Annotated in this window: 25 protein-coding genes and 2 tRNA genes; 12 read left to right on the plus strand and 15 right to left on the minus strand. The window is 69.0% G+C overall.

Annotation, left to right across the window (positions count from 1 at the left end; translation table 11 throughout):
• The first annotated feature begins 95 nt into the window (after positions 1-95).
• Entirely contained in the window at positions 96-878 is a 783-nt protein-coding gene (locus tag BHE75_RS20845) for a glucose 1-dehydrogenase (RefSeq protein ID WP_070936223.1), read from the plus strand.
• A gap of 65 nt (positions 879-943) precedes the next feature.
• Here BHE75_RS20845 and BHE75_RS20850 read toward each other — a convergent pair.
• Together BHE75_RS20850 and BHE75_RS25260 are read right to left on the minus strand one after the other, a co-directional pair.
• Positions 944-1,017: transfer RNA gene (locus BHE75_RS20850), tRNA-Gly, on the minus strand.
• A 4-nt stretch (positions 1,018-1,021) separates the two neighbouring features.
• The gene (locus BHE75_RS25260) at positions 1,022-1,147 is read right to left on the minus strand and encodes a hypothetical protein (RefSeq protein WP_269078705.1); all 126 of its coding nucleotides are present in this window, start codon (positions 1,145-1,147) and stop codon (positions 1,022-1,024) included.
• On the opposite strand from BHE75_RS25260, the gene BHE75_RS20855 reads away from it, so the two are divergent.
• Together BHE75_RS20855 and BHE75_RS20860 are read left to right on the plus strand one after the other, a co-directional pair.
• Positions 1,146-1,517, plus strand: a complete 372-nt coding sequence (locus BHE75_RS20855) for an STAS/SEC14 domain-containing protein (RefSeq protein WP_070935220.1) — start codon at positions 1,146-1,148, stop codon at positions 1,515-1,517. The two genes, BHE75_RS25260 and BHE75_RS20855, sit on opposite strands and share 2 nt — an antisense overlap.
• Positions 1,518-1,567: 50 nt before the next feature.
• A complete protein-coding gene (locus BHE75_RS20860) occupies positions 1,568-2,401 on the plus strand; it encodes an arylamine N-acetyltransferase family protein (protein WP_070936224.1) in 834 nt (277 codons plus the stop codon).
• On the opposite strand, the gene BHE75_RS20865 is transcribed toward BHE75_RS20860, so the two are convergent.
• From BHE75_RS20865 to BHE75_RS20885, 5 genes are all read right to left on the minus strand, one after another.
• Positions 2,391-3,626, minus strand: coding sequence for a hypothetical protein (locus tag BHE75_RS20865; protein ID WP_070935222.1), 1,236 nt, complete (start codon positions 3,624-3,626; stop codon positions 2,391-2,393). The genes BHE75_RS20860 and BHE75_RS20865 overlap by 11 nt on opposite strands.
• The gene (locus BHE75_RS20870) at positions 3,623-4,936 is read right to left on the minus strand and encodes a sulfotransferase family protein (RefSeq protein ID WP_438830602.1); all 1,314 of its coding nucleotides are present in this window, start codon (positions 4,934-4,936) and stop codon (positions 3,623-3,625) included. The genes BHE75_RS20865 and BHE75_RS20870 overlap by 4 nt, the downstream gene beginning before the upstream one ends.
• Positions 4,929-5,939 (minus strand): zinc-dependent alcohol dehydrogenase, encoded by a 1,011-nt coding sequence (locus BHE75_RS20875; RefSeq protein WP_070935224.1) that lies wholly within the window; start codon positions 5,937-5,939, stop codon positions 4,929-4,931. Before BHE75_RS20875 ends, BHE75_RS20870 begins: the two co-directional genes overlap by 8 nt.
• 97 nt (positions 5,940-6,036) lie before the next feature.
• Entirely contained in the window at positions 6,037-6,894 is an 858-nt protein-coding gene (locus BHE75_RS20880; protein WP_070936227.1) for a helix-turn-helix transcriptional regulator, read from the minus strand.
• A gap of 218 nt (positions 6,895-7,112) precedes the next feature.
• The gene (locus BHE75_RS20885; RefSeq protein WP_070936229.1) at positions 7,113-7,730 is read right to left on the minus strand and encodes a DUF4148 domain-containing protein; all 618 of its coding nucleotides are present in this window, start codon (positions 7,728-7,730) and stop codon (positions 7,113-7,115) included.
• Positions 7,731-7,945: 215 nt separating this feature from the next.
• On the opposite strand from BHE75_RS20885, the gene BHE75_RS20890 reads away from it, so the two are divergent.
• On the plus strand, positions 7,946-9,166 hold the full coding sequence (locus tag BHE75_RS20890) for an argininosuccinate synthase (RefSeq protein WP_070935226.1): 1,221 nt from the start codon (positions 7,946-7,948) through the stop codon (positions 9,164-9,166).
• Here the strand turns inward: BHE75_RS20890 and BHE75_RS20895 are convergent.
• Positions 9,120-10,865 (minus strand): hypothetical protein, encoded by a 1,746-nt coding sequence (locus tag BHE75_RS20895; protein ID WP_070935228.1) that lies wholly within the window; start codon positions 10,863-10,865, stop codon positions 9,120-9,122. The genes BHE75_RS20890 and BHE75_RS20895 overlap by 47 nt on opposite strands.
• A gap of 108 nt (positions 10,866-10,973) precedes the next feature.
• Here BHE75_RS20895 and BHE75_RS20900 point away from each other — a divergent pair, with 108 nt between their 5' ends.
• Complete coding sequence (locus BHE75_RS20900; protein WP_015458644.1) at positions 10,974-12,539, plus strand: hypothetical protein; 1,566 nt, start codon at positions 10,974-10,976, stop codon at positions 12,537-12,539.
• Between the two features lie 18 nt (positions 12,540-12,557).
• On the opposite strand, the gene BHE75_RS20905 is transcribed toward BHE75_RS20900, so the two are convergent.
• The 4 genes from BHE75_RS20905 to BHE75_RS20915 form a co-directional block, all read right to left on the minus strand.
• A complete protein-coding gene (locus tag BHE75_RS20905) occupies positions 12,558-14,069 on the minus strand; it encodes an ATP-binding protein (protein WP_070935231.1) in 1,512 nt (503 codons plus the stop codon).
• A gap of 73 nt (positions 14,070-14,142) precedes the next feature.
• Entirely contained in the window at positions 14,143-14,328 is a 186-nt protein-coding gene (locus BHE75_RS24280; RefSeq protein ID WP_139181803.1) for a hypothetical protein, read from the minus strand.
• 147 nt (positions 14,329-14,475) lie between these two features.
• Entirely contained in the window at positions 14,476-14,634 is a 159-nt protein-coding gene (locus BHE75_RS24615) for a hypothetical protein (protein WP_015458646.1), read from the minus strand.
• A gap of 178 nt (positions 14,635-14,812) precedes the next feature.
• Complete coding sequence (locus tag BHE75_RS20915; protein ID WP_070935235.1) at positions 14,813-15,103, minus strand: hypothetical protein; 291 nt, start codon at positions 15,101-15,103, stop codon at positions 14,813-14,815.
• A 215-nt stretch (positions 15,104-15,318) separates the two neighbouring features.
• On the opposite strand from BHE75_RS20915, the gene BHE75_RS20920 reads away from it, so the two are divergent.
• Positions 15,319-16,611, plus strand: coding sequence for a homoserine dehydrogenase (locus tag BHE75_RS20920; protein ID WP_015458648.1), 1,293 nt, complete (start codon positions 15,319-15,321; stop codon positions 16,609-16,611).
• A 55-nt stretch (positions 16,612-16,666) separates the two neighbouring features.
• On the opposite strand, the gene BHE75_RS20925 is transcribed toward BHE75_RS20920, so the two are convergent.
• Positions 16,667-17,212 (minus strand): pilus assembly protein PilZ, encoded by a 546-nt coding sequence (locus BHE75_RS20925; protein WP_070936231.1) that lies wholly within the window; start codon positions 17,210-17,212, stop codon positions 16,667-16,669.
• Between the two features lie 187 nt (positions 17,213-17,399).
• On the opposite strand from BHE75_RS20925, the gene glpX reads away from it, so the two are divergent.
• The 3 genes from glpX to BHE75_RS20940 all read left to right on the plus strand — a co-directional run bounded on the left by glpX (position 17,400) and on the right by BHE75_RS20940 (position 20,383).
• Complete coding sequence (gene glpX, locus BHE75_RS20930) at positions 17,400-18,374, plus strand: class II fructose-bisphosphatase (RefSeq protein WP_015458650.1); 975 nt, start codon at positions 17,400-17,402, stop codon at positions 18,372-18,374.
• Between the two features lie 77 nt (positions 18,375-18,451).
• A complete protein-coding gene (gene recJ / locus BHE75_RS20935) occupies positions 18,452-20,227 on the plus strand; it encodes a single-stranded-DNA-specific exonuclease RecJ (RefSeq protein ID WP_070936233.1) in 1,776 nt (591 codons plus the stop codon).
• An 81-nt stretch (positions 20,228-20,308) separates the two neighbouring features.
• Positions 20,309-20,383, plus strand: a tRNA-Glu gene (locus BHE75_RS20940).
• A 93-nt stretch (positions 20,384-20,476) separates the two neighbouring features.
• On the opposite strand, the gene BHE75_RS20945 is transcribed toward BHE75_RS20940, so the two are convergent.
• Entirely contained in the window at positions 20,477-20,905 is a 429-nt protein-coding gene (locus BHE75_RS20945; protein ID WP_041865311.1) for a CoA-binding protein, read from the minus strand.
• Between the two features lie 25 nt (positions 20,906-20,930).
• Positions 20,931-21,944, minus strand: a complete 1,014-nt coding sequence (locus BHE75_RS20950; protein ID WP_015458670.1) for an Mrp/NBP35 family ATP-binding protein — start codon at positions 21,942-21,944, stop codon at positions 20,931-20,933.
• Between the two features lie 72 nt (positions 21,945-22,016).
• Between BHE75_RS20950 and hflK the strand changes: the two genes are divergently transcribed.
• The 3 genes from hflK to BHE75_RS20965 all read left to right on the plus strand — a co-directional run bounded on the left by hflK (position 22,017) and on the right by BHE75_RS20965 (position 25,711).
• On the plus strand, positions 22,017-23,159 hold the full coding sequence (hflK, locus tag BHE75_RS20955) for an FtsH protease activity modulator HflK (RefSeq protein ID WP_191225236.1): 1,143 nt from the start codon (positions 22,017-22,019) through the stop codon (positions 23,157-23,159).
• A complete protein-coding gene (gene hflC / locus BHE75_RS20960; protein ID WP_015458672.1) occupies positions 23,156-24,022 on the plus strand; it encodes a protease modulator HflC in 867 nt (288 codons plus the stop codon). The genes hflK and hflC overlap by 4 nt, the downstream gene beginning before the upstream one ends.
• Positions 24,023-24,154: 132 nt before the next feature.
• A complete protein-coding gene (locus tag BHE75_RS20965) occupies positions 24,155-25,711 on the plus strand; it encodes a Do family serine endopeptidase (RefSeq protein ID WP_015458673.1) in 1,557 nt (518 codons plus the stop codon).
• Positions 25,712-25,722 lie beyond the last annotated feature (11 nt).

Here is a 25,722-nt window from a genome sequence, read left to right on the forward strand (position 1 = left end):
GGCATCGCGGTTCCACCGCCCGTTTCCGCACAACCCGCGATTGCAGGCAGGCACGGCTACGCATATTGGCGATGCGGAGCATCGAGGGAGGATATATGCGTCGCCTGGAGAACAAGGTTGCCATCGTAACGGGTGGCGCGCGCGGCATCGGCGAGGGGATCGTGCGCCGCTTCGTCGCCGAGGGCGCGCGCGTGGTGATCGCCGACGTGCTGGACGATGCGGGCCGGGCGCTCGCCGCCGAGCTGGGCGACGTCGCCGCCTACGAGCATCTCGACGTCACCTCCCGCGCCGACTGGGATCGGGTGATCGCCGCGGCCGAGGCGCGCTTCGGCCGGATCGACAGCCTGGTCAACAATGCCGGCATCATCGTGTTCAAGGGGCTGGACGACCTGAGCGAGGCGGAGATGCGCCGCATCATCGACGTGAACCTGATGGGGGTGATGATCGGCACCCAGGCGGTGATCCCCGCGATCGAGCGCGCGGGCGGCGGATCGATCATCAACATGAGCTCGGCCGATGGCATTTCCGGCGCCAATGCGCTGACCGCTTATTGCGCGTCCAAATTCGGGGTGCGCGGCTTCACCAAGGCCGCCGCGCTGGAGCTTGGGCCCCGCGGCATCCGGGTGAACTCCATCCACCCCGGCGGCATCTACACCCCGCTCGCCAACCCCACCGGCGTGCCGCGCGCGGATTATGACCGCAATTTCCGCATCTATCCCGCCCAGCGCGCCGGCGACCCTGCCGATATCGGCGCGGCCGCCGCCTATCTCGCGTCCGACGACGCGGCTTATTGCATCGGCACCGAATTGTCGGTCGATGGCGGCCTCAACGCGGGCCATTATTATATGGGCATGCCCGGCGCGCCCGTGCTCGACTGACGCGCCACCCGGCGGGCGGAGGGATGCCCCTTCGCCCGCAGCTTCCTGAGATACTGAAGGAAGTCTGGAGCGGGTAAGGGGAATCGAACCCCTCTAGCTAGCTTGGAAGGCTAGTGCATTACCACTATGCTATACCCGCTCGCCTAACGGCCAAGCGCTGCCACTGCCATCAACCGCCCCATGTCGTCAACCTGTTCGGCGGCGGAGCCGAAGCCGGCAAGGATCGTTGTTTCGTGAAGCGCACCTGCACGCGCAACGGAGAGCGCCATGCTGGAAATCCTGCCCTCGCCCGATCATGTCGCCGCCTACCGCCTGTCGGGCATCCTCGACGATGGCGATTATGACCGGATGATCGCGGATATCGAGGCGCGGCTGGGCCGGCACGACAAGATCGCCATCCTCGCCGACCTCGCCGATTTCCGCGACATGACCTTCCAGGCCGGCCTCAAGGACATGCGTTACAGCCTGTCCAAGCTGTTCCAGCTCAACCGCTTTTCGCGCGAGGCGGTGATCACCGACAAGGAATGGATCAGGACGGCCATCCGCCTGCTCGATCCCGTCATACCCTTCATGGCGATCAGGACCTTCGAACCCGGCGAGGCCGAAGCGGCAATGGCCTGGGTCTCCGCCAAGGATTGATCGCGGGCCCCGGCGCGGGCACATCGGCGCGCGAGGGAGACGTGCCGCCGATGATCGCAGCCTTGGATAACGGGAAGAGCGCCGCTTATTGCGCGCGGATCGGCCTAGCGGCATTGCCCGCCGCCGATGCCGAGGGGCTGGCGCTGATGCAGCGGGCGCACCGGCTGGCCATCCCCTTCGAGAATCTGGATATCATGCTGGGCCGCGGCATAGATCTGGCGCCGGATAGCGTGTTCGCCAAGCTGGTGACGGCGCGGCGCGGGGGATATTGCTTCGAGCAGAACCAGCTTTTCCTGCGCGCGCTGCTGGCGGCAGGCTTTACCGCGCGACCATTGCTGGCGCGGGTATGGCTGATCCCCACGGACACGACGCCGCCCCGCACCCACAGCTTTAACCTCGTGGAACTGGGCGGCCGGCCGTGGATCGCCGATGCGGGCTTCGGCGGCGCCTTCACGCCGCCCATGCCGCTCAACGATGGTGCCGAGGCGTCGTCACCCGATGGCGCCCGCCACCGGCTATCGGCACGCGCAATCGGCGGCGAATCCGCCTGGATGCTGGAACGCCACGACGGCAATGGCTGGGCCGATCAATACAGCTTCACCCTGGCGCCGGTGGTGCCCGCCGATCTGGAGATGGCGAACCATTGGACGGCGACCGCGCCAGCATCGCGCTTCACCCGGCTGCATATCGCCAGCCGGGTGACGGAGACGGGATTCCTCTCGCTCACCGACCGCAGCTTCACTGAACGGGCGAATGGGCGGATCGTCGATCAGGTCGAGGCCGGCGACGCCGCAGGCTGGTCGCGCCTGCTGGCCGACCGGTTCGGGATCGCGCTCGATCCCACGGCGGTCGCGGGACTGGGCCTGTTCGCGCTCAGTCGCTGATCTCGCCGGTCTCGACCGCGTCCGCCGCATCGACCGCGGCGAGGCCGTCCCGCTTCAGCGCGGCGAGCGGCAGGCGATAGAGGGTGACGGGCGGCGGATCGCCTTCCGTCTTGATCAGGCGCAGGCTCCAGCCGCCATGGGCGTGGCCGAAGGGATCGATCCAGTTGCCGCCGATACGGGGGTCCTCATCGGCCACCACCAGCAGCACCGACCCGTCGGATTCGTAGCGGGCGGTGTATTTCTGCACATAGCCCTGGCCGTCCTCATAATTATCCAGATTTTCCTGCCAGATGTTGCAGAGCTGGAAGATCCAGTAATCGCAGGGCGTTGGCGTGAAGCGCAGGACGATCGCCTCGCCGGGCGCCTTCTGCCACGTGCCGAAGCCGTGATGGCGATCGGGCACGCCGCCATTGGAGAGATAGACGGCGCGGCTGAAGCGGATGCGGTTGGGCCGCTTGGCGAGATTGTCCTGCCACCAGCTTCGCACCAGTTCCGCATAGGCAAGGACGAGCTGGCCCGCCTTGGCGAGCCCGTCGCTCATCTCCGCCGGGCGGATCGGGCGCGGATCGGCGCCGTCGAGCCGCTCGATCCGCATCACCGGCGGCACCGTGGCGCCGCGGTCATGATAGACGGTGCGGACTAGCAGGCCGACGCAATGATCGGTGATCGGCAGCCAGGCGACGTCGCCCGCCGGCTTGTTCCGGCTGACGATCACCTCGAAATCGCCATTGGCGTCGAACCGGATCGCATCGCTTTGCAGGAAGCCGGTGGTGCGCAGCGTCGCCGGATCGAATTCGGCCAGCCCCTCCACCTCGCGCCCGGCCCAGTCGCGGGCGCCGATGTCGGCGGGCTGCTTCGCCTCCCACGCCGCCATCACGAAATAGGGGATGGTGCCGCGATTGCCGGTGATGCGGTAATCGGCCGATCCGTCGACGAACTCGGCGAGCAGGTGATCCTGATCGGGCGACTGGAAATTGATGCCCTGCCGCCAGGGCGCATCGCGCAGCCGGGGGCGATCGGGCTCGCAATTCTCCATGAAGCGTTCGAAGCCGTTGCGCATCAGCCGTGTCATGAAGCGATACCATTCGGCCCGGTCCAGCGCGTCGGCATCCTCGCCGAAGCGATCGACCATATGGCCGGTGCGGCGGATGGTTTCGCAGAAATCGTCCCACGCCTTGCCGGAAAGCAGGCGCTGGCGCGCGGTTTCGCTGGTCGTATCGGTCATTGGGCCTCCCCGGCCATCCGCTCCCGCCGGACGGGGAAGCGATCGTAATAAAAGGCGAAGCGTTCGCGCAAAGCGCCGATATCGACGCCGAAATCGCCGGCGAGGTCATAGGCGACCTGCCCATGCTTGCCGCGCCGGTTGGCGGCGAGATAGCGATCGATCGCGGCTTCGGCCTCGGGCGTGAGATCGAGATCGGCGAGCGCATAAGCGCGGCGGATCACCGCTTTCTGATCGGCCATATATTCGTGGAACAGCACGTCCATCGACCGGCCCGGCGGCAGCAGATCATGATCGCGAACGCAGGCGCGCAGCAGCATCTCGATCCGGTCGATCCAATAATCGGCCAGTTCCTTGAGGTCGATCGGCAGGGTGCGGCGGATGCGATCGCCATAGGCCAGCATGGTGACGGCCGACTGGATCACCGCCAGCGGATCGCGATGGGTGACGATCACGGTCGCGTCGGGATAGGTCGCCAGCAGCGGCCCGAAATTCTCCATGTGCGGCGGGGACTTCATCACCCAGCGGTTGGGCCCGCGCAGCCACGTCATCGCCTGCAGCACGCGCCGGCCATAGGCATAATGCGGCGTCTGATCGTGCGCCGCATAATAATCCCGCCAGGCATAAGGCCGGCTCAGCCATTCGGGCAGGTAGGAGGAGAAGTCCGCGCCCTGCAGCTCGATATCCTCATGGACATGATCGGGCGCCATTTCGTGCATCGCCGGCATCAGCGGCACGATCGCCTCGAACTGGCCCCACATCGCCCGCGTGCGGGTGAAGCGCGGGTCCTCCCCCGGCACGGCCGGCGCGTCATCGGCCGGGATCGGCTCCATCGTTTCCCAGAGCGGCATGGACCTGAGGCGCGGATCGGCCGCGAGGATGTTGACGAGATGGGTGGTGCCCGATCGCGGCAGCCCGGCGATCATGATCGGCCGGTCGATCGCGACATCGGCGATCTCGGGATGGCGGCGATGGATATCCTCGACGCGCAGCCGGGTGGAGGCATAGCGCACGCAATCGCCGAACAGGCCGGCGCGGCCCAGCGGGCCGAGGCCCTTGTCCGCATCGAAGGCGGCAAGCCATATGGCCAGCCGCNCGCGGAAATCGGGCGCGCCGAAATCGGCAAGCCCGGTGGCGCCCCGCGCGGCGGCGAGCACTGCCTCCACCTCCATCGCGACCGGCGGGGCCGCCGCGATCGCGGCCGCCTGCATATCGGTGAGCACGGGCCGGGCGAGATCGGCGATGCGGATCGCCGGCGCCTCCTCCATCCCGGTCTTCGCCTGCATTCCCGTCATCGCCCGAATCTCAGTCATCGAAGGTCACCAGCACCTTGGCCGAGACATGGCGATCCTGCGCGGTGGCGAAGGCGGCCTCGAAATCGGCGAAGGGCAGGACGTGGCTGATCATCGGCGAAAGATCGACGCCGCCTTCGATCGCGGCGATCACGTCCGGGAATTCATCGGGATAGGCCATGGAGGTGACGATCGTCATCTCCTTGCCCAGCGCCATCTGAAAATTGACCGGCACCGGATCGTGGTGGACCGCCACCAGCACCATGCGGGCATGGAAAGGCGCGAGCGCGACGATCGAATCGACCACCGCCGCCGATCCCGTCACCTCGAACCAATGGGTGGCATTCACCACCGGCCAGCCGAACAGCTCGCCCATGCCGAAGGCGACGCCGAGCGCCTCGCGCAGATCCTGCCGATCCGGGTTGACGGTGAGGGTGGCGCCGAGCCGGCGGGCGCGATCGAGCCGGTGATCGGTGGTGTCGACCACGGCGATATCGGTGATGCCGCGCTGCTTCAGGAAGATGAGGATGCCGAGCCCGATCGGCCCCGCGCCGAACAGCACGACGCGATCGCCCGGTTTCGCTTCCGATCGGTTGACGGCGTGGAGGCTGACCGAGAGCGGCTCCGCTAGCGCGGCGCGATCGAAGGAGAGATCGTCCGGGATGCGGTGGATCGCGCCGCCCAGGGTGGCGTCGCGCACCAGCAGCCGGGGGGCGAAGGCGCCTTCCGGCACGCCGGCGCCGATGGCGTTGCCATCCCCCATCGGGTTGACGATCACCCGGTCGCCCGGCCGGATGCCCTGGACGGCCGCGCCCACCGTTTCGACGGTGCCGGCCAGTTCATGCCCCAGCCCGAACGGCTCGGTCGCGGGCGCGGCGACGCCGCCGGTGCGGACATAGGTGACGTCGCTGCCGCAAATGCCCGCGGCCGCCACCCGGACCACCACGTCGCGCTCGCCCGCCACGGGCGCCTCGACCTCATCCAGCCGGACATCGCCCGGCCCGTGGACGCGCACGGCCTTCATCCAACCCTCCCTTGCTTTTGCCGGCAGCATAAGCCCGCCGGCACAAGCGCGCGCCGGCTATGTCTTCCGCATACGGGCAGGCTGTTGCGCCGCCCGGTCAACGATAGGCGTCGCGATAGGCGCTGGGGGTCATGCCGGCGATGCGGCGGAAGGCGGTGGAGAACACGCCCTGATTGGCGAAGCCCAGATCATAGGCGATCGCCTTCAGCGGCAGATCGCCCTCGGTCAGCAGCCGCCGGGCCTGCTCCATGCGCCGGCCCTCCACCCAGGCGCGGACGGTGAGCCCCGTGGTATCGCGGAACAAGGTGGTGAGGCGGCGCGGGCTGATGCCCAGCAACCTCGCCAAGGTGGCGATGGTCGGCGGCTGGCGGGGAAAGGCATCGACATATTCCTCCAGCCGGCGGAGCTGGCCCGCGCTCATCCGGCCGCTCTCGCGCGACTCGTGCACCTTGCCGGCGCGCAGGAAACGGGCAAGCTCCGCCAGCGTGGCCAGGCCCAGCCCTTCCACCATGATGTCGGCGGCGAAGCCAGGCGCGCGCAGTTCCTCGGCCATGCGCCGGAGCAGCCGATCGATCGCGCCGCCCGCCGTGCCGCCGATGTCGAGCGTGGCGGCAAGCCGGCTGCGGCTCCAGCCCTCGCCGATCGGCACGACGCGGTCGAACAGGGCCGGATCGAACAGGCAGCTGATGCTCACCGGCCGGCCGCCGTCCCCGCGGAACTGGCAATCGGCCGCCGCCGGCGTGAAGACGATGTTGCCGAGGCCGTGATAGTCCGCGCCCGCGCCTTCATAGCGACCCAGCCGTTCCACCGGATAGGGCGGCATCATCATGCTGATGACGGGCTGGGTCTCGCGCACCGTCATCTCCACCGGCGTCGGCAGCTCATATTGGCGGAGCTGGGCGACGACCCCGCCCGCCCGCGTTTCCGCCAGCGTCGTCCAGTTGGTATGCGCCATCACCCGCCTCTCGCTTCGAAGGATGACATTGTTCGCGCCGTCAATTCCCATCTTGCGTGGACAGGACGGCAGTTGAATCAGCATAGCGCCGATAGGCAGCCGTGCAAACCGGGCGGGCGGACGCCGTTCCCTTCCCGGAAACGACGATGCCGCCGGCCCCTCGCGTGGAGGCCGACGGCATCAAGGCAGGCCGTGCGCCGGAAGGCCGGCGCCGATCGTCAGTTGCCGGCGGGCGGCGCCTTGCGATCGGCCCGCTGGGCGCGCATCTGATCGAAGGCGGCCTTGCGTTCCTCGGGCGAGATGGTGCCATCCTTGTTGGTGTCGATCCGGTCGAACCAGGCGAGCCGCGCCGCGGTCGCCTCGGCCAGCGAGACCTTCCCGTCCTTGTTGGCATCGGCCATGGCGAACATCCGGTCGCCCCAGCCGCCGGCACCCTGGCCGCCCCAGCCATGTCCGCCCATGCGGTGATGGCCGCGCATGCCCCGGCCCTTGCCGGGGCCGTGATCGCCGCCGCGCCGTTCGGCGAAGCGTTCCTTCGCATGTTCGCGGCCGGCATCCCACTCGGCACGGCTGATCTGGCCGTTCTTGTCGCTATCCAGCGCCGCGAAGCGCTGGTCGGCCCGCGCCTTCGCCCGCGCCTCGCGGCCGGCCTTGATCTCCTCCTGGGTAACGAAGCCGTCCTTGTTGAGATCCATGCGGGCGAAATGCTCGGCGACCTGCGCCTGCACCTCGGCCCGCGTCTGCGGGGCCTTGGGCGCGCGCGGCGCATCCTGGAAGGCCAGGGCCGGCACGGCGACCAGGGCGGCCAGCGAAGCGCCGATGACGAACTTCTTCATGGACTTGTTCCTTTCATCCTGTCGATCGAACGTGCGATTCTCGTTCTGCACCCTCCCTGATTCGCAGGGGGATGTTGCGGCCCGTGTTCGACGCTGAAAGCAAGTTTCAACGCTGACATCTTTGGCCCGCCTGCCTGTATCGCGCTTGAACCGTGGCCAAGCGCTGTGGCAGAGCGCGCCCGCACCGGGAATCCGGCCCCCTTTCGGAGATCAAGATGACGAACGATGTGAAGCGCGTGGTGCTGGCCTATTCGGGGGGGCTCGACACGAGCGTCATCCTGAAATGGCTGCAGCAGACCTACGGCTGCGAGGTCGTGACCTTCACCGCCGATCTCGGCCAGGGCGAGGAACTGGAACCCGCCCGCGCCAAGGCCCGGCTGATGGGCATCAAGGAAGAGCATATCTTCATCCACGATCTCCGCGAGGAGTTCGTGAAGGACTATGTCTATCCGATGATGCGCGCCAATGCGCTCTATGAAGGGCTCTACCTGCTCGGCACCTCGATCGCCCGGCCGCTGATCGCCAAGCGCCAGATCGAGATCGCGAAGCAGGTCGGCGCCGACGCGGTGTCCCACGGCGCCACCGGCAAGGGCAACGATCAGGTGCGCTTCGAGCTGGGCTATTACGCGCTGTCGCCCGACATCAAGGTGATCGCGCCGTGGCGCGAGTGGGACCTGACCAGCCGCACCGCGCTGATCGAATTTGCCGAGAAGCACCAGATTCCGGTGCCCAAGGACAAGCGCGGCGAAAGCCCCTTCTCCACCGACGCCAACCTCCTCCACACCTCGTCCGAGGGCAAGGTGCTGGAGGATCCGTGGGAGGAGGTGCCCGATTATGTCTATTCGCGCACCGTCAATCCCGAGGACGCGCCCGACCAGCCGGAGATCATCACGATCGATTTCGAGCGCGGCGACGCGGTGGCGATCAACGGCGAGGGGCTGAGCCCGGCCACCCTGCTGGCGAAGCTCAACGATCTCGGCCGCACCCATGGCATCGGCCGGCTCGACCTGGTCGAAAACCGCTTCGTCGGCATGAAGTCGCGCGGCATGTATGAGACGCCGGGCGGCACCATCCTGCACCTCGCCCATCGCGGGATCGAGCAGATCACGCTGGATCGCGGCGCGGCGCACCTGAAGGACGAACTGGCGCCGCGCTATGCGGAGCTGATCTACAACGGCTTCTGGTTCTCGCCCGAGCGCGAGATGCTGCAGGCCGCGATCGACCACAGCCAGGAGAAGGTGACGGGCACCGTCCGCCTCAAGCTCTACAAGGGCGGCGTGCATGTGATCGGGCGGAAGTCCCCCTACACGCTCTACAGCGAGAAGGTGGTGACGTTCGAGGACGACGCCGGCGCCTACGACCAGCGCGACGCCGCCGGCTTCATCAAGCTCAACGCGCTGCGCCTGCGCCTGCTGGGCCGCCGCGACGGCCGCTGAGCGCGGCCCGCTTCTTCTTCGTCGAGAAACGATCGCCGTCCCCGTCACGCGGGGGCGGCGATTTCATTTTGTGGCGGACGGGCGGCTTGTCATCGGGCTCGCAGGGCACGCGATCCTCGGGGAAGATCTGCGGCGGGCCGGCGACGTCGGGCCGGGCGAGCCCGATGATGTCGATCGGATAGCTTTCGCAATCACCCACCCGCACGCGGGTGCGATCCAGGGCGTCGAGCAGATGATCGCCCTTGTCGTAGGCGTTGGCGCCCAGCCGCAGCAGCCAGATGGTCGGCACCGCGCGGGCATCCGGCGCATCGGCGATCGCCGCCAGCCGATCCGCCGGCAGCGAGAAGACGCCCCGGCTGCCGGTGGGATTCCAGGCGCCCGGCCCGCCATCCAGCGTCGGTATCGGCGTCGGGATCGGCCGGGTGGCGATCCTGAGGCCGAGATCGCGGACCGCATAATCGAACGGCAGCGCGCCTTCGTTGGGATAGGCCCATACCATGTCGCCGGGGCGGTAGCGCTGCTCCAGCCAGCGGACGGCGGCATACCAGTCCTGCATCGGCGGGCTGGCGCGACGGCGGACGTCGATCACCGCCATCCGGCCCGCCAGCAGGATCAGGCAAACCCCGGCGGCGACCATGGCGATGCGGCGCGGCCAGCCGGGAAGCCCGAATACGCCGCCCATGCCGATGGCGATCAGGATCAGGCTGGGCACCGCCGCCGCCGTCATCGTCCGCACGATGAACACCGGCGCCACCAGCAGCGACAGGGCGATGGAAGCCGCGACCGGCAGCAGCGCCGCGACCAGCAGCGCCGCCGCCAGCCGCCAGCCGCCCCTGCGCAAAGCCAGCAGGACGATCGCGCCGAGCAGGAGCAGGCAGCCGCCGACGATCCCCTTCGTGCCCTGCGCGACATAGATTTCCGCCAGGCGCGGCACGAGATTGACCGTGGAGAAATGCAGCCAGGTGGATTTCACCCAGGTCGGCGCCTGATCGATCAGGATGAGGAGGCCCGGCAGATAGAGCAGCCCGGCCAGCGCCTGCCCGCCGATCAGCAACGCCCAGTCCCGCCGCGAAAGCCCCGGCCGGGCGATCAGCAGCAGCGAGGCGAGCCCGAGCGCGGCGGCATAAAGCGGGCCGAGATTGTGGAGCCAGAGCACCAGCAGCAGGCAGGCGCAATAAGCGGCGAAGGGCCGGCGCGGGATGCGCCCCGCCGCCTCCACCCCGCGCGCGGCGCGGATCAGCGCGAGGAGCGCGGCGGCATAGACGAGGATCAGCACCGGATAGGGGCGCACCTCGCGCGCCATTTCGACCAGCGCCGGCGAAAGCGCCGCCACCAGCCCCGCCGCCAGCATGACCGGCATCGCCGGCAGGCGGACGAGCCGCGCCGCTTCCCGCGCCGCCAGCACCGTCACCGGCACGGTCAGCAGCCCGCAGGCGATGCCGAGCGCGCGGAGCGCGGCGAGCGAATCGCCGAAGCCCAAGGTCCAGAGCCGGAGCAGCGAATAATAAAAGGGCGGATGGGTTTCGTAGAGCGGAACGATATTCCAGAGGAAATCGAAGCCCTTGGCGGCGGCATAGGCGCTATAGGCCTCATCCAGCCACAGCGGTTCGGCCAGCGTGCCGCGGATGCGGAACCAGCCTGCGATCGCGAGGATGAGGATCGCGGCCAGCGCGATCGCGAAACGGCGGATCAGAATCATCGGCGGGCCTGTACTGCCTCGCGCCGGCGATTTGAAGCGGCACAAGGCGCCGAGCGCGATGAAATCCCCGCTTGCGGCCGCCCGCGCGGCGGAGAATAAGCCGCGCGCATGAATCCGCCCCCGACCGACGCTGCCCCCTGGTGGGCCGACTGGCGCTATGCCGCGGCCCTGGTGATCCTCTGCGCGATCCCGCTCGTCTATCCGCCGCTGCCGCCGCTGACCGACCTGCTCGGCCATCTGGCGCGCTACCATGTGCAGCTGACGATCGACAGCTCGCCCTATCTGTCGCGCTATTTCGGCTTCGAATGGGCGCTGCTCGGCAATCTCGGCGTCGACCTGCTGGTGATCCCGCTATCCAAGGTCTTCGGCCTCCAGCTCGCGGTGAAGCTGATCGCGCTCTCGGTGCCGCCGATCACCGCCGCCGGCCTGCTGTGGATCGCGCGCGAGGCGCATGGCCGCATCCCGCCCACCGCTGCCTTCGCCCTGCCGCTCGCCTTCGGCTATCCCTTCCAGTTCGGTTTCCTGAACTACACGCTGGCGATGGCGTTCGCCTTCCTCGCCTTCGGCCTGTGGCTCCGGCTGGCGCGGGCGGAGCGCTGGGCGTTGCGCGGCGCGCTGTTCGTGCCGCTGGGCGCGGCGATCTGGCTGGTGCACAGCTTCGGCTGGGGCGTGCTGGGGCTGCTGGCCTTCGCCGCCGAGCTGGTGCGCGATCGCGGCCATGGCGGCACCCGCCTGCACGCGATCTGGCGGGCGGGCCTTTCCACCTGGCCGCTCTGGCCGCCGGCCGCGCTGATGCTGGCCTGGCGCAGCGGCAATGTCGCCGGGCAGACGGCCGACTGGTTCAACTGGGAGATGAAGGGCTATTGGCTGTGGTGGGCGCTGCGCGAACGGTGGGAGCTGTTCGATACCGCCAGCATCGCGCTGATCGGCCTGCTGCTGCTGGCCGGCCTGTTCCGGGTGAAGCTGCGCTTCGAAAAGATGCTGGGGCTGGCCTTCCTGATCCTGGCGATCGCCTTCGTCATGCTGCCGCGCATCCTGTTGGGATCGGCCTATGCCGACATGCGGCTGGTGCCTTATGCGCTGGCCATCGGCGTGATCGCGCTGGCGCCGAAGCCGGGGGCCGGGCGCGGTTTCGTGCGCGGCATCGCGGTGGCCGCCGCCTTGTTCTGCGTGGCGCGCATCGGCGCCTCCACCGTCAGCTTCTACCAATTCTCCCGCGCCTATGACGACCAGCTGGGCGCGATCGACCATATCCGCCCCGGTTCGGCGGTGATGGTGATGGTCAACCTCAAATGCCGCACGCAATGGATCACGTCGCGCATGGACCATCTCGGCAGCCAGGCGATCCTGCGCCGCGATGCGTTTGCCAACGGGCAATGGACGATGGCGGGCGCGCAATTGCTGACGGTGAAATATGCCGCCGCCGGCCGCTTCGCGCGCGATCCCTCCCAACTGCTCCGCCCGCCGGAATGTCACGGCCGGGGCGAGCCGACCTGGGAGGATACGCTCGCCAACTTCCCCCGCGCCGCCTTCGACTATTTCTGGCTGATCGACATGCCGCGCGAACGCTGGCCCCACGAGCCGGATCTGATCCCGATCTGGCATGGGCGCGAGCGGGGTGTGCTCTACCGCGTGGTGAAGCCGGCCGCCCCGGCGGAGACGGGGGAGAAATAGACCCGCGCCGGCGCCCGCCTAGAAGAGCGTGGCGCCTTCCGTCGGGCGCGGCGGGCGCGGCGGCGCTTCCGCCTCGGCCGCCGTGGCCGCCGTCGTCCAGCCCAGCCGGGGGATGGCGATCGATCGCTTGCCGCCGAGATCGGTGCGCACGACGATCAGGTCGCGCGCCTCCATATAGGCGATCAGGCGGCGGACCCGGCCCGGCGACCGGGTGCCATAGACCTCGGCCAGCTCCGCCTCGCCCGGCGCCTCGCGGCCCTCGCGCGCCGCCCGCGCGATCAGCAGGAAGGCGCCCAGCATATCTTCCGGCAGCTCGGCGGCGAGCGCCAGCGCCTCGGCCCAGCCTTCCTCCCGCTCGTCGAAGATGCCGGCGCGCGCCATCGCCATGCGCCGGCGGAAGGCAACGAGATCGACGCCGGAATCCGTGAGCCGCCGCATCCGGCAGCGGAGCTGGAAATCCTGGAACAGCACCGCCACCGGCCGGAAGGCGGCCTCGGGATCGGCGGCGACATCGGCCAGCACTGCCGCGACGATATCGGCACGCTCGTCCTCTGCCATCGCCGGCCCGGCGGGCGCATCCACGGCCGGGGCAAGCTGCGGCCGGGCGATGGCGCGGATCAGGTCCTCCGAGGAGACCGCCGGCCGCGCGGGCGGCGGCGGGGGCGGCGGAGGCGCCTCGTCCCGCGCGAGGATGAGATTTTCGACATCCTCGGCCGGCGCGGTGGGCAGCGGCACCAATTTGGGGCTGCCGCTGCGCGCGGACGTCTTGACCGGGCCGATGTTCACCGCGACCGGCCGGCGCGAGACCGCCGGGCCGAGCGCCAGGAACTGGCCGCGCGCCAGATCGCGGATGGTTTCCGCCTGCCGCCGCTCCATGCCCAGCAGATCGGCGGCGCGCGCCATGTCGATATCGAGGAAGGTGCGCCCCATCAGGAAGTTGGAGGCTTCGGCCGCGACATTCTTGGCAAGCTTGGCCAGGCGCTGGGTGGCGATCACGCCGGCGAGGCCGCGCTTGCGGCCGCGGCACATCAGGTTGGTCATCGCGCCCAGCGACGCGCGGCGCGCCTCGTCCGAAACCTCGCCGGCCACGGCGGGCGCGAAGAGCTGCGCCTCGTCCACCACCACCAGCGCGGGATACCAGTGATCGCGCGGCGCATCGAACAGGGCGGAAAGGAAGGTGGCGGCGCAGCGCATCTGGGCTTCCAGCTCCAGCCCCTCCAGGCTCAGCACCACCGACACGCGATGCTCGCGCACGCGCGCGGCGATCCGGGCGATCTCGCCCTCGCTATAATCGCCCGCCTCGATCGGCAGATGGCCATAAGGGCCGGAAAGCGTGACGAAATCGCCCTCGGGATCGATCACCACCTGCTGGACGACGCCGGCGCTCTCCTCCAGCATCCGGCGCAGCAGGTGCGACTTGCCGGACCCGGAATTGCCCTGCACGAGCAACCGGGTGGCGAGAAGCTCCTCGACATCCATCGCCACCGGCCGGCCGGCGGCATCATTTCCCATCTCGATCCTGATCGTCACATATCAGCCTTTGGACGATCCGAGCGGGCGCAAGCAAGGGCCGCGATGCCCCGGCACCCATCTTCCGGTCGCATCAGCCGCCGGCCGCGGCCGGCACCGGCCCGCCAAGCTCCCGATCGAGATGATGGATGGCGAGATCGAGCGTCGCGGCGGCCGGCGAGCGGGAATAGACATCCAGCCGCTCCAGCGCGTCCGCCATCATCGCTCGTGCAACCCGAAGCGCCCGCCGCGCTTCCTCCTCATCCGCTACGCCACGCATGGACACTCGCTCCCTGCTCCGTCATTGCCAGCATCCGGCGTCAGGCGGGAGGGGATAATCCCGTCCCCGTGCGGGACAAAAAAGGGCCGCCCGAAGGCGGCCCGCTTTGACGGTTTCGATTTTGACGGTTTCGGGGGAGAGCCGCGGTCAGCGCTGCCGATCGCCGCCTTCGCGATCCTGCTTGCCGCCGCGATCGCCCTGCTGTTGCTGGCCGCGCTGCTGCTGTTGCTGCTGGCGTTCGGCCTGGCGCTGCTGTTCGCGTTGCTGATTGCGCTGGCCCTGGCCGTCCTGCTTCTGGTTCGCCATGTCCGTTCCTTCCTCGTCCCGGAAAGGGACGAACAATGAACGAAGGCCAAGCGCGGCGGCTCCATCGGCCAATGCGAAAAGCACGGAAAATGCGATGTTCTGCAACTGAAACGGCCCCGCCGGTGAGGGCGGGGCCGCTTGAGCGATCAGCCGATCCGCCGAAGCGATCGGCGGGCGATCAGTTGGAAGCGAGCTCGGCAGCGTCCTTGCGGCGGAACTCGACATTGGTGTTGTTCACCTTGCCGCGCACGCGATCGCCGCGCACGTTGAGGTCGAAATTCACCATCTTGCCGACCACATAGCCCTTGAGGCGCGTGGTTTCGCCGACCTGGCTGGTCTTGACGACATATTCGTCGCCATCGCGCTGGAAGCGGCTTTCGGTCCATTCGCTCTGGGCGAAGGCCGGCTGCACGGCAAGGGCGGGGGCGGCGACGGCGGCCAGCGCCGCGACGGTCTTGATGAAACGCATCGAACGATCTCCTGTGAGGGGTATCGATCCGGCTTTCCCGTCCTACCCCGATTTCCCGTTCGAATTTATGTTGCAGTGCACATGCTGCAAGTGCGAAGAAAGCGCCTACGGTTGCACGAAATGCAATCGCTTTCCATCCTGCTGGAAAAACTGGTTCCCACCCCTCGCGCATCTGCTCTAGGAGGCGGCGTGGTTAGAGGCTGGAGAATCTGTTCATGACGCAACCGCTGCGAATCGCGCTCGCGGGGCTCGGCACGGTCGGTGGCGGGGTGGTCAAGCTGCTGGAGGCCAATCGCGCGCTGATCGAGCGCCGCGCCGGCCGCCCGATCGCGATCACCGCCATTTCCGCGCGCGATCGCACGCGGGATCGCGGCGTGGACCTTTCCGGCTTTGCCTGGGTGGACGATGCCGCGACGCTCGCGACGCGCGACGATGTCGACGTGGTGGTCGAGCTGATCGGCGGCGCGGATGGCCCGGCGCTGACGCTGGCGCGCGCCACGCTGGCGGCGGGCAAGGCCTTCGTCACCGCCAACAAGGCGATGATCGCGCATCATGGCGTTGAGCTGGCCGAAGCGGCGGAGAAGGCCGATGCCGCGCTGAAATATGAAGCAGCGGTGGCCGGCGGCATCCCGGTGATCAAGGGCCTGCGCGAGGGCGCGGCCGCCAACGAGATCGGCCATGTCTACGGCATCCTCAACGGTACCTGCAATTATATCCTGACCAAGATGGAGCAGGAGGGCCTCGACTTCGCCGACGTCCTCGCCGAGGCGCAGGCGCTGGGCTATGCCGAGGCCGATCCCAGCTTCGACATCGACGGGGTCGATGCCGCGCACAAGCTTTCGATCCTCGCCAGCCTGGCCTTCGGCACGACGCTGGATTTCGATTCCGTCGCCATATCGGGCATCCGCCACGTGATCGCCGCCGACATCGCCGAGGCGCAGGCGCTGGGCTTCCGCGTCCGCCTGGTCGGGCTGGCCGAAGCCGGCGGGGGCGGCCTGTTCCAGCGCGTCCATGCCTGCCTGGTGCCGATCAGCCACCCGCTCGCCCATGTCGTCGGATCGCTGAACGCGGTGGTGGCCGAGGGCAATTTCGTCGGCCGCCTGTTCTTCGAAGGCCGCGGCGCCGGCGAGGGTCCGACCGCATCGGCGGTGGTGGCCGATCTCATCGATATCGCGCGCGGCGAATATGGCCCCGCCTTCGCCATGCCGGTCGCGAGCCTCGCCCACCTGCCGCCCGCGATTCCCGGCGAGCGCAACGGCCGTGCCTATCTGCGCTTCACCGTGGCCGACCGGCCCGGCGTGCTGGCGGAGATCACCGCCGCGATGCGCGATGCCGGCGTCTCGATCGAAAGCCTGATCCAGCGCGGGGCGGCGGCCGATGGCGGCGTGCTTCTGGTGATGGTGACGCACGACTGCCCGGAAAGCGCCGTCGCCGACGCGCTCGACCGGCTGAAAGGGTCGGCCAGCATCCTGAGCCAGCCGATGCTGATGCACATCCTCGATATCTGAGGATTCCGGCTCGACATCCGAGGATTCGGGAAGGGGCCTGCCCCTTCCCCCGCCGTCAGCCGAACAGCATCCAGGCGACCGCGACGATCCCGGCCCACAGCAGGCCGTTGATGACGAGGATGGAACGCAGCCGCGTGCCGAAGGGCAGCGGACGTTCGGTCTCGCCGGCAGTCGCCGGCGGCGTCACGGCCTCCGCGACGGCGGCGGCGATCTGGATGGCCGCGCCGCGCGACACTGCGGAGGTCATGTCCTCCGATCCGCCGAATTCGCCCCACACGACCGGGCTTTCCGCCAGCGCCGCGCGCACCTGTTCGCGCAGCAGCGGCTGGACGAAGGCACAGCCGGCATAGGGGTAGCCCGCCCACATCACGTCCGCCTCGCGCACGCCGATGCCCGGCAGGTCGATCTCCACCGTCATGCCCGGCGACAATTCCATCGCCGATTCGGCGCGGAAGCCGTCGACCGACAGATCGTGCACGGTGATGTCGGCGAAATCCTCGGTCCCGTGGCGCACGCCGCCGTCCAGCAGCAACCGCGTGCGGGTCGAGCGGCGCTCTTCGTCCTCGTCAAAGGTCTGACGTAGCTTGGCCGCGAGGCTCATCATGGTCTCCGCATCGGCTTATCGCCGACAGAGCTAGTTCAGATTGGTTAACCGAAGGTAAAAGACCATATAACCGATCAAAGCACACGGCCCGCCGTGGTTCCATGAATCTTGCATGCGATCGATTCTCGACTTTGTCGCACGCCTTGCCTATCGGGCCGGTGATTAACGGAAAGGCGTGGGAACGATGGTGAAGGCAAGCAAGGCGCTCGATCGCGTGCTGGTTCTGGAAATGGTGCGCGTCACCGAGGCGGCCGCGATCGCCGCCTCGCGGCTGATCGGCCGGGGGGATGAGAAAGCCGCCGACGCCGCCGCGGTCGAAGCCATGCGCAAGGCCTTCAACGGCCTGGAGTTCGACGGCACCGTCGTGATCGGCGAGGGCGAGCGCGACGAGGCGCCGATGCTCTATATCGGCGAGAAGGTGGGCGCCGCCGTCGGCACCGGCCCGAAGATCGATATCGCGCTCGATCCGCTGGAAGGCACCACCATCACCGCCAAGGCCGGCCCCAACGCGCTCGCCGTGCTGGCCATCGCCGAGGAAGGCGGCCTGCTGAACGCGCCCGACGTCTATATGGACAAGATCGCGATCGGCCCCGGCTATCCGGCCGGCCTCGTCGGCCTCGATCGCACGCCGACCGAGAACATCACCGCGCTGGCCGCCGCCAAGGGCGTGCAGCCGAACGAGATCATCGCCTGCGTCCTCGATCGCCCGCGCCACGAAAAGCTGATCGCGGAGCTGCGCCAGATCGGCTGCGGCATCGTGCTGATCCCCGACGGCGACGTGGCCGGCGTGATCGCCGTCACCGATCCCGACACCACCATCGACATCTATCTGGGATCGGGCGGCGCGCCGGAAGGCGTGCTGGCGGCGGCCGCGCTGCGCTGCGTGGGCGGCCAGTTCCAGGGCCGACTGCTCTTCCGCAACGAGGAGGAGCGTGCCCGCGCCCACAAATGGGGCGTCACCGATCTCGATCGCATCTATCATCTCGAGGATCTGGTGAAGGGCGACGCCATCTTCGCCGCGACCGGCGTGACCGACGGATCGCTGCTGGAAGGCGTGAAGCGCCGCAAGAACGGCGTGATGACCACGGAAAGCGTGGTGATGCGCGCCAGCTCCGGCACCGTGCGCTGGGTGAAGGGCGAACATCACAAGGGCGGCTGAGCGCGCCGCCTCCCGCCATTTCCCGATTCCGCCGCCAGCCGATTCCGGCGGGCGCGAAAATGCTCTAGGGCATGGGCATGACTGCCGTGCTCAACATCTCCCGATCGATCCTCGGCCAGCCCTGGCGCTGGCGGGGATCGGGCACCGACGGCCGCGACGCGGGTTTCCGGCCGGACGACCTCGTCGCAGGCCTGCTGATGGCGCGCGGCGTCCCGCGCGAGGCGGTGGAGGCGCACCGCGCGCCCACCATCCGCGGCTTCATGCCGGACCCCTCGATCTTCCGCGACATGGACCAAGCGGCCGAGCGGCTGGCCGACGCCGTCGCGCGCGGCGAGCCGGTGACCATCTTCGGCGACTATGACGTCGACGGGGCGACATCGGCGGCGCTGCTGATCCGGCTGCTGCGGGGGCTGGGGCTCGATCCGCAGGCCTATATCCCCGACCGGCTGATGGAAGGCTATGGCCCGTCGGGCGAGGCGCTGGTGCGAATCGCGGCCGGCGGCGCGCGGCTGATCGTCACCGTCGATTGCGGCGCCCAGGCGTTCGAGGCGCTGGAAATGGCGCGCGCCACCGGCGTCGACGTGATCGTCGTCGATCATCACAAATGCGCCGCCACCCTGCCCCCGGCGCTGGCGCTGGTGAACCCCAACCGGCTGGACGAGGCGGCGGACGCCGCCGCCCACGGCCACCTCGCCGCCGTCGGCGTCGCCTTCCTGCTGGGCGCCGCGCTGCTGCGCACGCTGCGCGCGCGCAACTGGTTCGCCACCCGCGCCGAACCCCGGCTGATCGATCTGCTCGATCTCGTGGCGCTGGGCACGGTGGCCGATGTCGCGGCGCTGCGCGGGCTCAACCGCGCCTTCGTCGCCCAGGGCCTGAAGGTGATGGCGCAGCGGCACAATATCGGCCTGGCCGCCCTCTCCCAGGCCGCCCGGCTGGATCGCGCGCCGACCTGCACCGATCTCGGCTTCGCGCTGGGGCCGCGCATCAATGCCGGCGGCCGCGTCGGCAAGTCCGACCTCGGCGTCCGCCTGCTGACCACCGAGGACCCGGAGGAGGCCCGCACGATCGCCGCCGAGCTGGACCGCTTGAACGGCGAGCGGCGCGCCATCGAGATGCTCGTCACCGAGGCGGCGGAAGTCGCCGCCGCCACGCAGGGCAACCGCGCGGTGGCGCTGGTTTCGGGCGCCGGCTGGCATCCCGGCGTGATCGGCATCGTCGCCGGCCGGTTGAAGGAGAAGCTCGGCCGCCCCGCCATCGTCGTGGCGATGGACGATGCCGGCATCGGCAAGGGTTCCGGCCGGTCGATCTCGGGCGTCGATCTCGGCGCGGCGGTGCTGGCGGCCAAGGATATGGGCCTGCTCGTTGCCGGTGGCGGCCACGCCATGGCCGCCGGGCTGACGGTGGAGCAGGCAAGGCTCGACGCGCTCGCCGACTTCCTCGACGACAGGCTCGCGGCGGACGTGGCCCGCGCGCAGGACGGCCGCGCCTTGCTGCTCGATGCGGTGCTGGCGCCGGGCGGGATCAACCCGGCGCTGGTCGATGCGCTCGATGCCGGCGGCCCTTATGGCGCGGGCTGGCCGTCGCCGCGCGTGGCAGCTGGCCCGGTCCGCATCGTCAGGGCCGATATCGTCGGCCAGGGCCATGTCCGCGCCATCGTCCAGGGCGACGACGGCCGCTCGATCAAGACGATCGCCTTCCGCCAGGCGGACAGCGCGCTCGGCCAGGCCCTGCTCGGCGCGGGCGCGGATCGCCGCCTGTGGCTGGCTGGCCGGCCCAAGGTGGACGACTGGAACAGCCGCCCGGCGGCCGAGCTCCACCTCGAGGATGCGGCCTGGGCGGACGAGCATCGCTGAGCGGACGAGGGCGGGAAATAATATTGCACGGGATGCTTGACCCCGCCCGATCGCTGCTTTAACGGCGCGACACCGATTGACGGCCCCTTCGTCTAGCGGTCAGGACGCGGCCCTTTCACGGCTGAAACACGGGTTCGATTCCCGTAGGGGTCACCATCCATATCGGTGAATCCGGCAACGTTGGATCATCGGCGCACTGCCTTATGGCGGGGTGCGCCGTTGTGCGGGCCCGACACCGCCGCCTCCATTTCAGGCGACGGGGGGCAGGCCCAGGCGCGGGATTTCGATCGCGGGGCAGCGGTCCATAACCACCTTGAGGCCGGCCGCCTCGGCGCGGGCGGCGGCAGCTTCGTTGACGACACCCAGCTGCATCCACACCGCCTTCGCGCCGGCCGCGATCGCCTGGTCCACCGCCTCGCCCGCCGCTTCGGGTCGGCGGAAGATATCGACCATGTCGATCGGATCGCCCAGCTGGGACAGCTCCCGCCAGATGAATTCGCCATGGACATGCTCGCCGGTGATCTGCGGGTTCACCGGGATCACGCGATAGCCATGATCCTGCAGGAAGCGCATGACGCCGTAGCTCGGCCGGTCGGGCCGGTCGGACGCGCCGATCATCGCAATGGTCCGCACTTCGGACAGCAGGGCTGCGATATCTTCGTCGGACGTGAGCGGCACGGTCATTCTCCTCTGTTCGTCCCGTTCAGAACGTAGGAGCGGCCTTCGCGTTCAGCCAGCCCATCAGCGCGCCGGCGATATCGAGGAAAGGCTGGGCGATCGCCTCGCCATGGGCTGCCGGCGGATCGCCCGCGTCGGATGCCTTGCGGATCGCGATCTCCAGCGGCACGCGGCCGAGGAAGGGCACGCCCAGCGCCCCGGCCGCCGCCTCCGCGCCCCCGGCGCCGAAGGGGTCGCTCACCTCGCCGCAATGGGGGCAGGCATAGCCGGCCATATTCTCCACCAGCCCGATGATCGGCACCGTCGCCTGGCGGAACAGGTCGATCGCGCGGGTGGCATCGATCAGCGCCAGATCCTGCGGGGTGGAGACGATGATCGCGCCCGCGGGCTTGTGTTTCTGGATCAGCGAGAGCTGCACGTCGCCGGTGCCGGGCGGCAGATCGAGGATCAGCGTGTCCACATCCCCCCAGTCCGCCTCGATCAGCTGGCCCAGCGCGTTGCCGGCCATCGGCCCGCGCCAGGCGATCGCCTGCCCCGGCTTCACCAGATGGGCCATGGACAGCATCGGCAGGCCGAAGGGAGATTCGATCGGCAGCAGCCGCTGGCCCTCGGCTTCGGGGCGGCGGCCCTCGGTGGCGAGCAGCCGGGCCTGCGACGGGCCGTAGATATCCGCATCCACCAGCCCCACCTTCGCGCCCAGCCGCTTGAGCGCCACCGCCAGATTGGCCGCCAGCGTCGATTTGCCGACGCCGCCCTTGCCGCTGCCCACCACGATCAGCCGCCGCGCCGTCTTCTCCGCCGTCATGGCAATGCGCACGTCGCGCAGCCCGCCGAGGCCGATCAGCTTCGCCCGGATCGCCCGTTCCAGCCCGGCGCGGTCGTCGCCCGAAAGGCCGGTCACGTCCAGGATCACGCTGGCGGTGGCATCGGCATCGTTGACGCGGGGTGCGGCCGCCCGCCCGCTCGCGATCAGGCCGCGGCCCGAAACGGGATCGGCAATGGCATCGAGGGCGGCGGCGAAAGGATCGGAATCGCTCATGATTGGCGCCATAGGCCACGCAAACGGCGGATGGCACTGTTTTTCCGCGAACCGCTACTTATAATGACGCCCATGCAACAGATTTCCGGCCCGTCCGCTTCTTCCATCGCGCACCTGAACGAAAGCGGCGGGGGCGGCCCGTGGGGCGGCGGCGGATCGGGCGGGTCCGGCGGCAATGGCGGCGGGGACGGCGGCGGCCTCGGCCCGCGCAATCCGTGGAGCCAGCCTCCGCGCAAGCGCCCCCCGGGCGGCGGCGGCGGCAAGAATCAGGGGCCGAGCGCGCTGGACGAGTTGCTGCGCCGCGGCCGGGAGAAGATGGGCGGTGGCGGCGGCATGGGCGGCATGCCCCAGTTCGGCGGCCGGCCACTCTGGTTCTGGGGCCTGCTGGGCTTCATCGCCATCTGGGTCGCCATCACCAGCATCCACACGATCGGCCCGCAGCAGCGCGGCGTCGTCACCTTCTTCGGCGCCTATGCGCGCACGATGGGCACCGGCCTCAACTTCTCGCTGCCCGCGCCCTTCGAGATCGTCCAGAAGATCGACGTGGACGAGATCCGCACCGTCGACATCGGATCGACCAGCGAAAGCTCCGAGAATCTGGTGCTGACGGGCGACCAGAATATCGTCGACCTCGCTTATTCCGCGCGCTGGAACATCCGCGATCCCGAACTTTACCTGTTCGAGCTGGCCGATCCCGACGACACGATCCGCGAGGTCGCCGAAAGCGCGATGCGCGAGGAGCTGGCCCGCGTCACCCTGAACGACGCGATCGGCCCGCAGCGCAGCCAGATCGAGGCCCGCGTCGCCGCCCGCATGCAGGAATTGCTGGACAGCTATCGCGCCGGCGTCGCCGTGCAGGGCGTGGCGATCAAGCAGGCCGATCCGCCGGCCGCCGTGAACGACGCCTTCAAGGAAGTCACCGCCGCCCAGCAGCTCGCCCAGTCCTTCCTCAACCAGGCGCGCGCTTATGCGATGCAGAAGACGGCCCAGGCATCGGGCGAGGCGCAGGCGTTCGACAAGGTCTATGCCGAATATAAGCTGGCGCCCGAAGTGACGCGCAAGCGCATGTATTATGAGACGATGGAGAAGGTTCTGGCCAAGACCGACAAGACGGTGATCGAGGCGAACGGCGTGCAGCCCTATCTGCCGCTGCAGCAGCTGCGCCGGCCGGAAGCCGCCACGCCGCCCGCGACCGCGCAGGGAGCCGGCCGATGAGCCCCGCCGATCGCTTCGGCCGCACGCCCACCGCCTGGCTGGTGCTGGCCGCCATCCTGCTCGCCGCCCTGCTGATGTGCGTGAAGGTGGTGCCCGAAACCAAGCAGGCGCTGATCGTCCGCTTCGGCCAGCCGGTGCAGGTGGCCAACCGCTATCACGCCAATGAGGATTTCGGCCGCACCGGCGCGGGCCTGCTGTTCCGCATCCCCTTCGTCGAGCAGATCATCTGGGTCGACAAGCGCGTGCTCGATTTCGACATGCAGCGCCAGGCGGTGCTTTCGACCGACCAGCTCCGGCTCGAGGTCGACGCCTTCGCCCGCTACCGCATCGTCGATCCCCGGCGGATGTTCGTATCCGCCGGCAGCGAAAAGCGCGTGGGCGAGGCGCTGCGCCCGATCCTGGGATCGGCGCTCCGCAACGAGCTGGGCAAGCGGCCCTTCGCGGCGCTGCTCAGCCCCGAACGCGGCCAGGTGATGGACAATATCCAGAACGCGCTCGCCCGCGTCGCCCGGCAATATGGCGCGGAGATCGTGGACGTCCGCATCAAGCGCGCCGATCTGCCCAGCGGGTCGCCGCTGGAAAGCGCCTTCCAGCGCATGCGCACCGCGCGCCAGCAGGAAGCCCGCTCCATCGAGGCCGAAGGCCGCAAGCAGGCCCAGCTCATCACCAGCGAGGCCGATGCCGATGCCTCGCGCGTCTATGCCGAAAGCTTCGGCAAGGACCCGGCCTTCTACGATTTCTATCGGGCCATGCAGTCCTATCGCATCACCTTCGGGACGGACGGCAATGAGGCGTCGGGAGCTTCGTCCGTAATACTCTCGCCGGACAACGAATATCTTCGCGAGTTCCGCGGGCGGCGCTAGATAAGGACAGGGTTGGGCAGGCGGCGTTCATTCAATCGCCGTTCAGGCGCCGCTTCCCACCTAATATAGGCTCGCGCCCCGCCCGTTCGACCAGATGGCGGCGCGGGGGGAATATCTGAGGAGTCTGCGATCGTGCGATACGCTTATGCCATCACTGCCGCCCTGCTCGCCGGCGGGGCCTCTGCGACGATGGTGCTGCAGCAACCGGTGGGGGCACAGGTGGCGCAGAACGCGCCGGGCCAGATCCAGGCCGCGGCGCCGCGCCCCGGCGCGCCGCTGAGCTTTGCCGATCTCGCCGCCAAGCTCCAGCCGGCGGTGGTCAACATCTCCACCACCCAGCGGGTGCAGGTGCAGAACCAGAACCCGTTCGCCGGCACGCCCTTTGGCGACCTTTTCGGCCGCTTCGGCGGCAGCGGCGACGGCCAGCCGATCACGCGCGAGGCGACGTCGCTCGGCTCGGGCTTCATCGTGTCGCCGGACGGCTATGTCGTCACCAACAACCATGTGATCTCGGGCGGCGCCCAGGGGCGCGGCATCGTCAGCTCGGTGGTGGATTCGATCACCGTCACGCTTCCCGACCGCAGCGAATACAAGGCCAAGGTGATCGGCCGGGATCCCTATTCCGATCTCGCCCTGCTCAAGATCGAATCGAAGACGCCGCTGCCCTTCGTCCAGTTCGGCGATTCCACCCGGACGCGCGTGGGCGACTGGGTGGTCGCGATCGGCAACCCCTTCGGCCTGGGCGGCACGGTGACGGCGGGCATCGTATCGGCGCTGCACCGCTCGATCAGCGGCGGCGCCTATGATCGCTACATCCAGACCGACGCCTCGATCAACCAGGGCAATTCCGGTGGCCCGATGTTCGATCTTTCGGGCAATGTGATCGGCATCAACACCGCCATCTTCTCGCCAACCGGCGGCAATGTCGGCATCGGCTTCGCCATCCCGGCGGAACAGGCCAAGCCGGTGATCGAGCAGCTCAAGGGCGGCGGCCGGGTGAAGCGCGGCTATCTGGGCGTCGGCATCCAGCCGATGAGCGAGGATATCGCCTCCGGCCTCGGCCTGCCCAAGGATCGCGGCGAGATCGTGAGCCGGGTCGAGCCGGGCGAGGCGGCCGCCCGCGCCGGCATCCGCCAGGGCGACGTGATCGTGAAGGTCAACAACCGCGAGGTCACGCCGGACGAGACGCTGAGCTACATCGTCGCCAATTCGCCCGTCGGCACCCGCATGCCGATCGAGCTGATCCGAGACGGCAAGCGCATGACCCTGACGGTGGTGGTGGGCGAACGCCCGCCCGAGGACCAGCTTGCCGCCGCCGCCGGCGATGACGATGATGGCGACGGTTCGGCCACGCCCGCGCCCAACGCCCAGTCGACACGCCAGTCGATCGGCCTCGGCGTGCAGGCCCTGACGCCCGAGGTCGCCCGCCAGCTCGGCGTGCCCACCACCACGCGCGGCGTGGTCGTGGCGCAGGTCGATCCGAACAGCGATGCGGCCCAGGAAGGCATCCAGCGCGGCGACATCATCCTTTCGATCAACCAGCGCCCGGTGACGACGGTGGCCGATGCCGCCGCCGCCGTGGATGCCGCGCGCAAGGCCGGCCGCTCCACTGCCCTGCTGTTCATCCAGCGCGGCAACGGCACGCCGCGCTATATCGGCGTGAAGATCAACTCCGGCAGCGGCAACTGATCGCGCGATTG

The sequence above is a fragment of the Edaphosphingomonas haloaromaticamans genome, assembly GCF_001853345.1.
Classification (GTDB): domain Bacteria; phylum Pseudomonadota; class Alphaproteobacteria; order Sphingomonadales; family Sphingomonadaceae; genus Sphingomonas_E; species Sphingomonas_E fennica.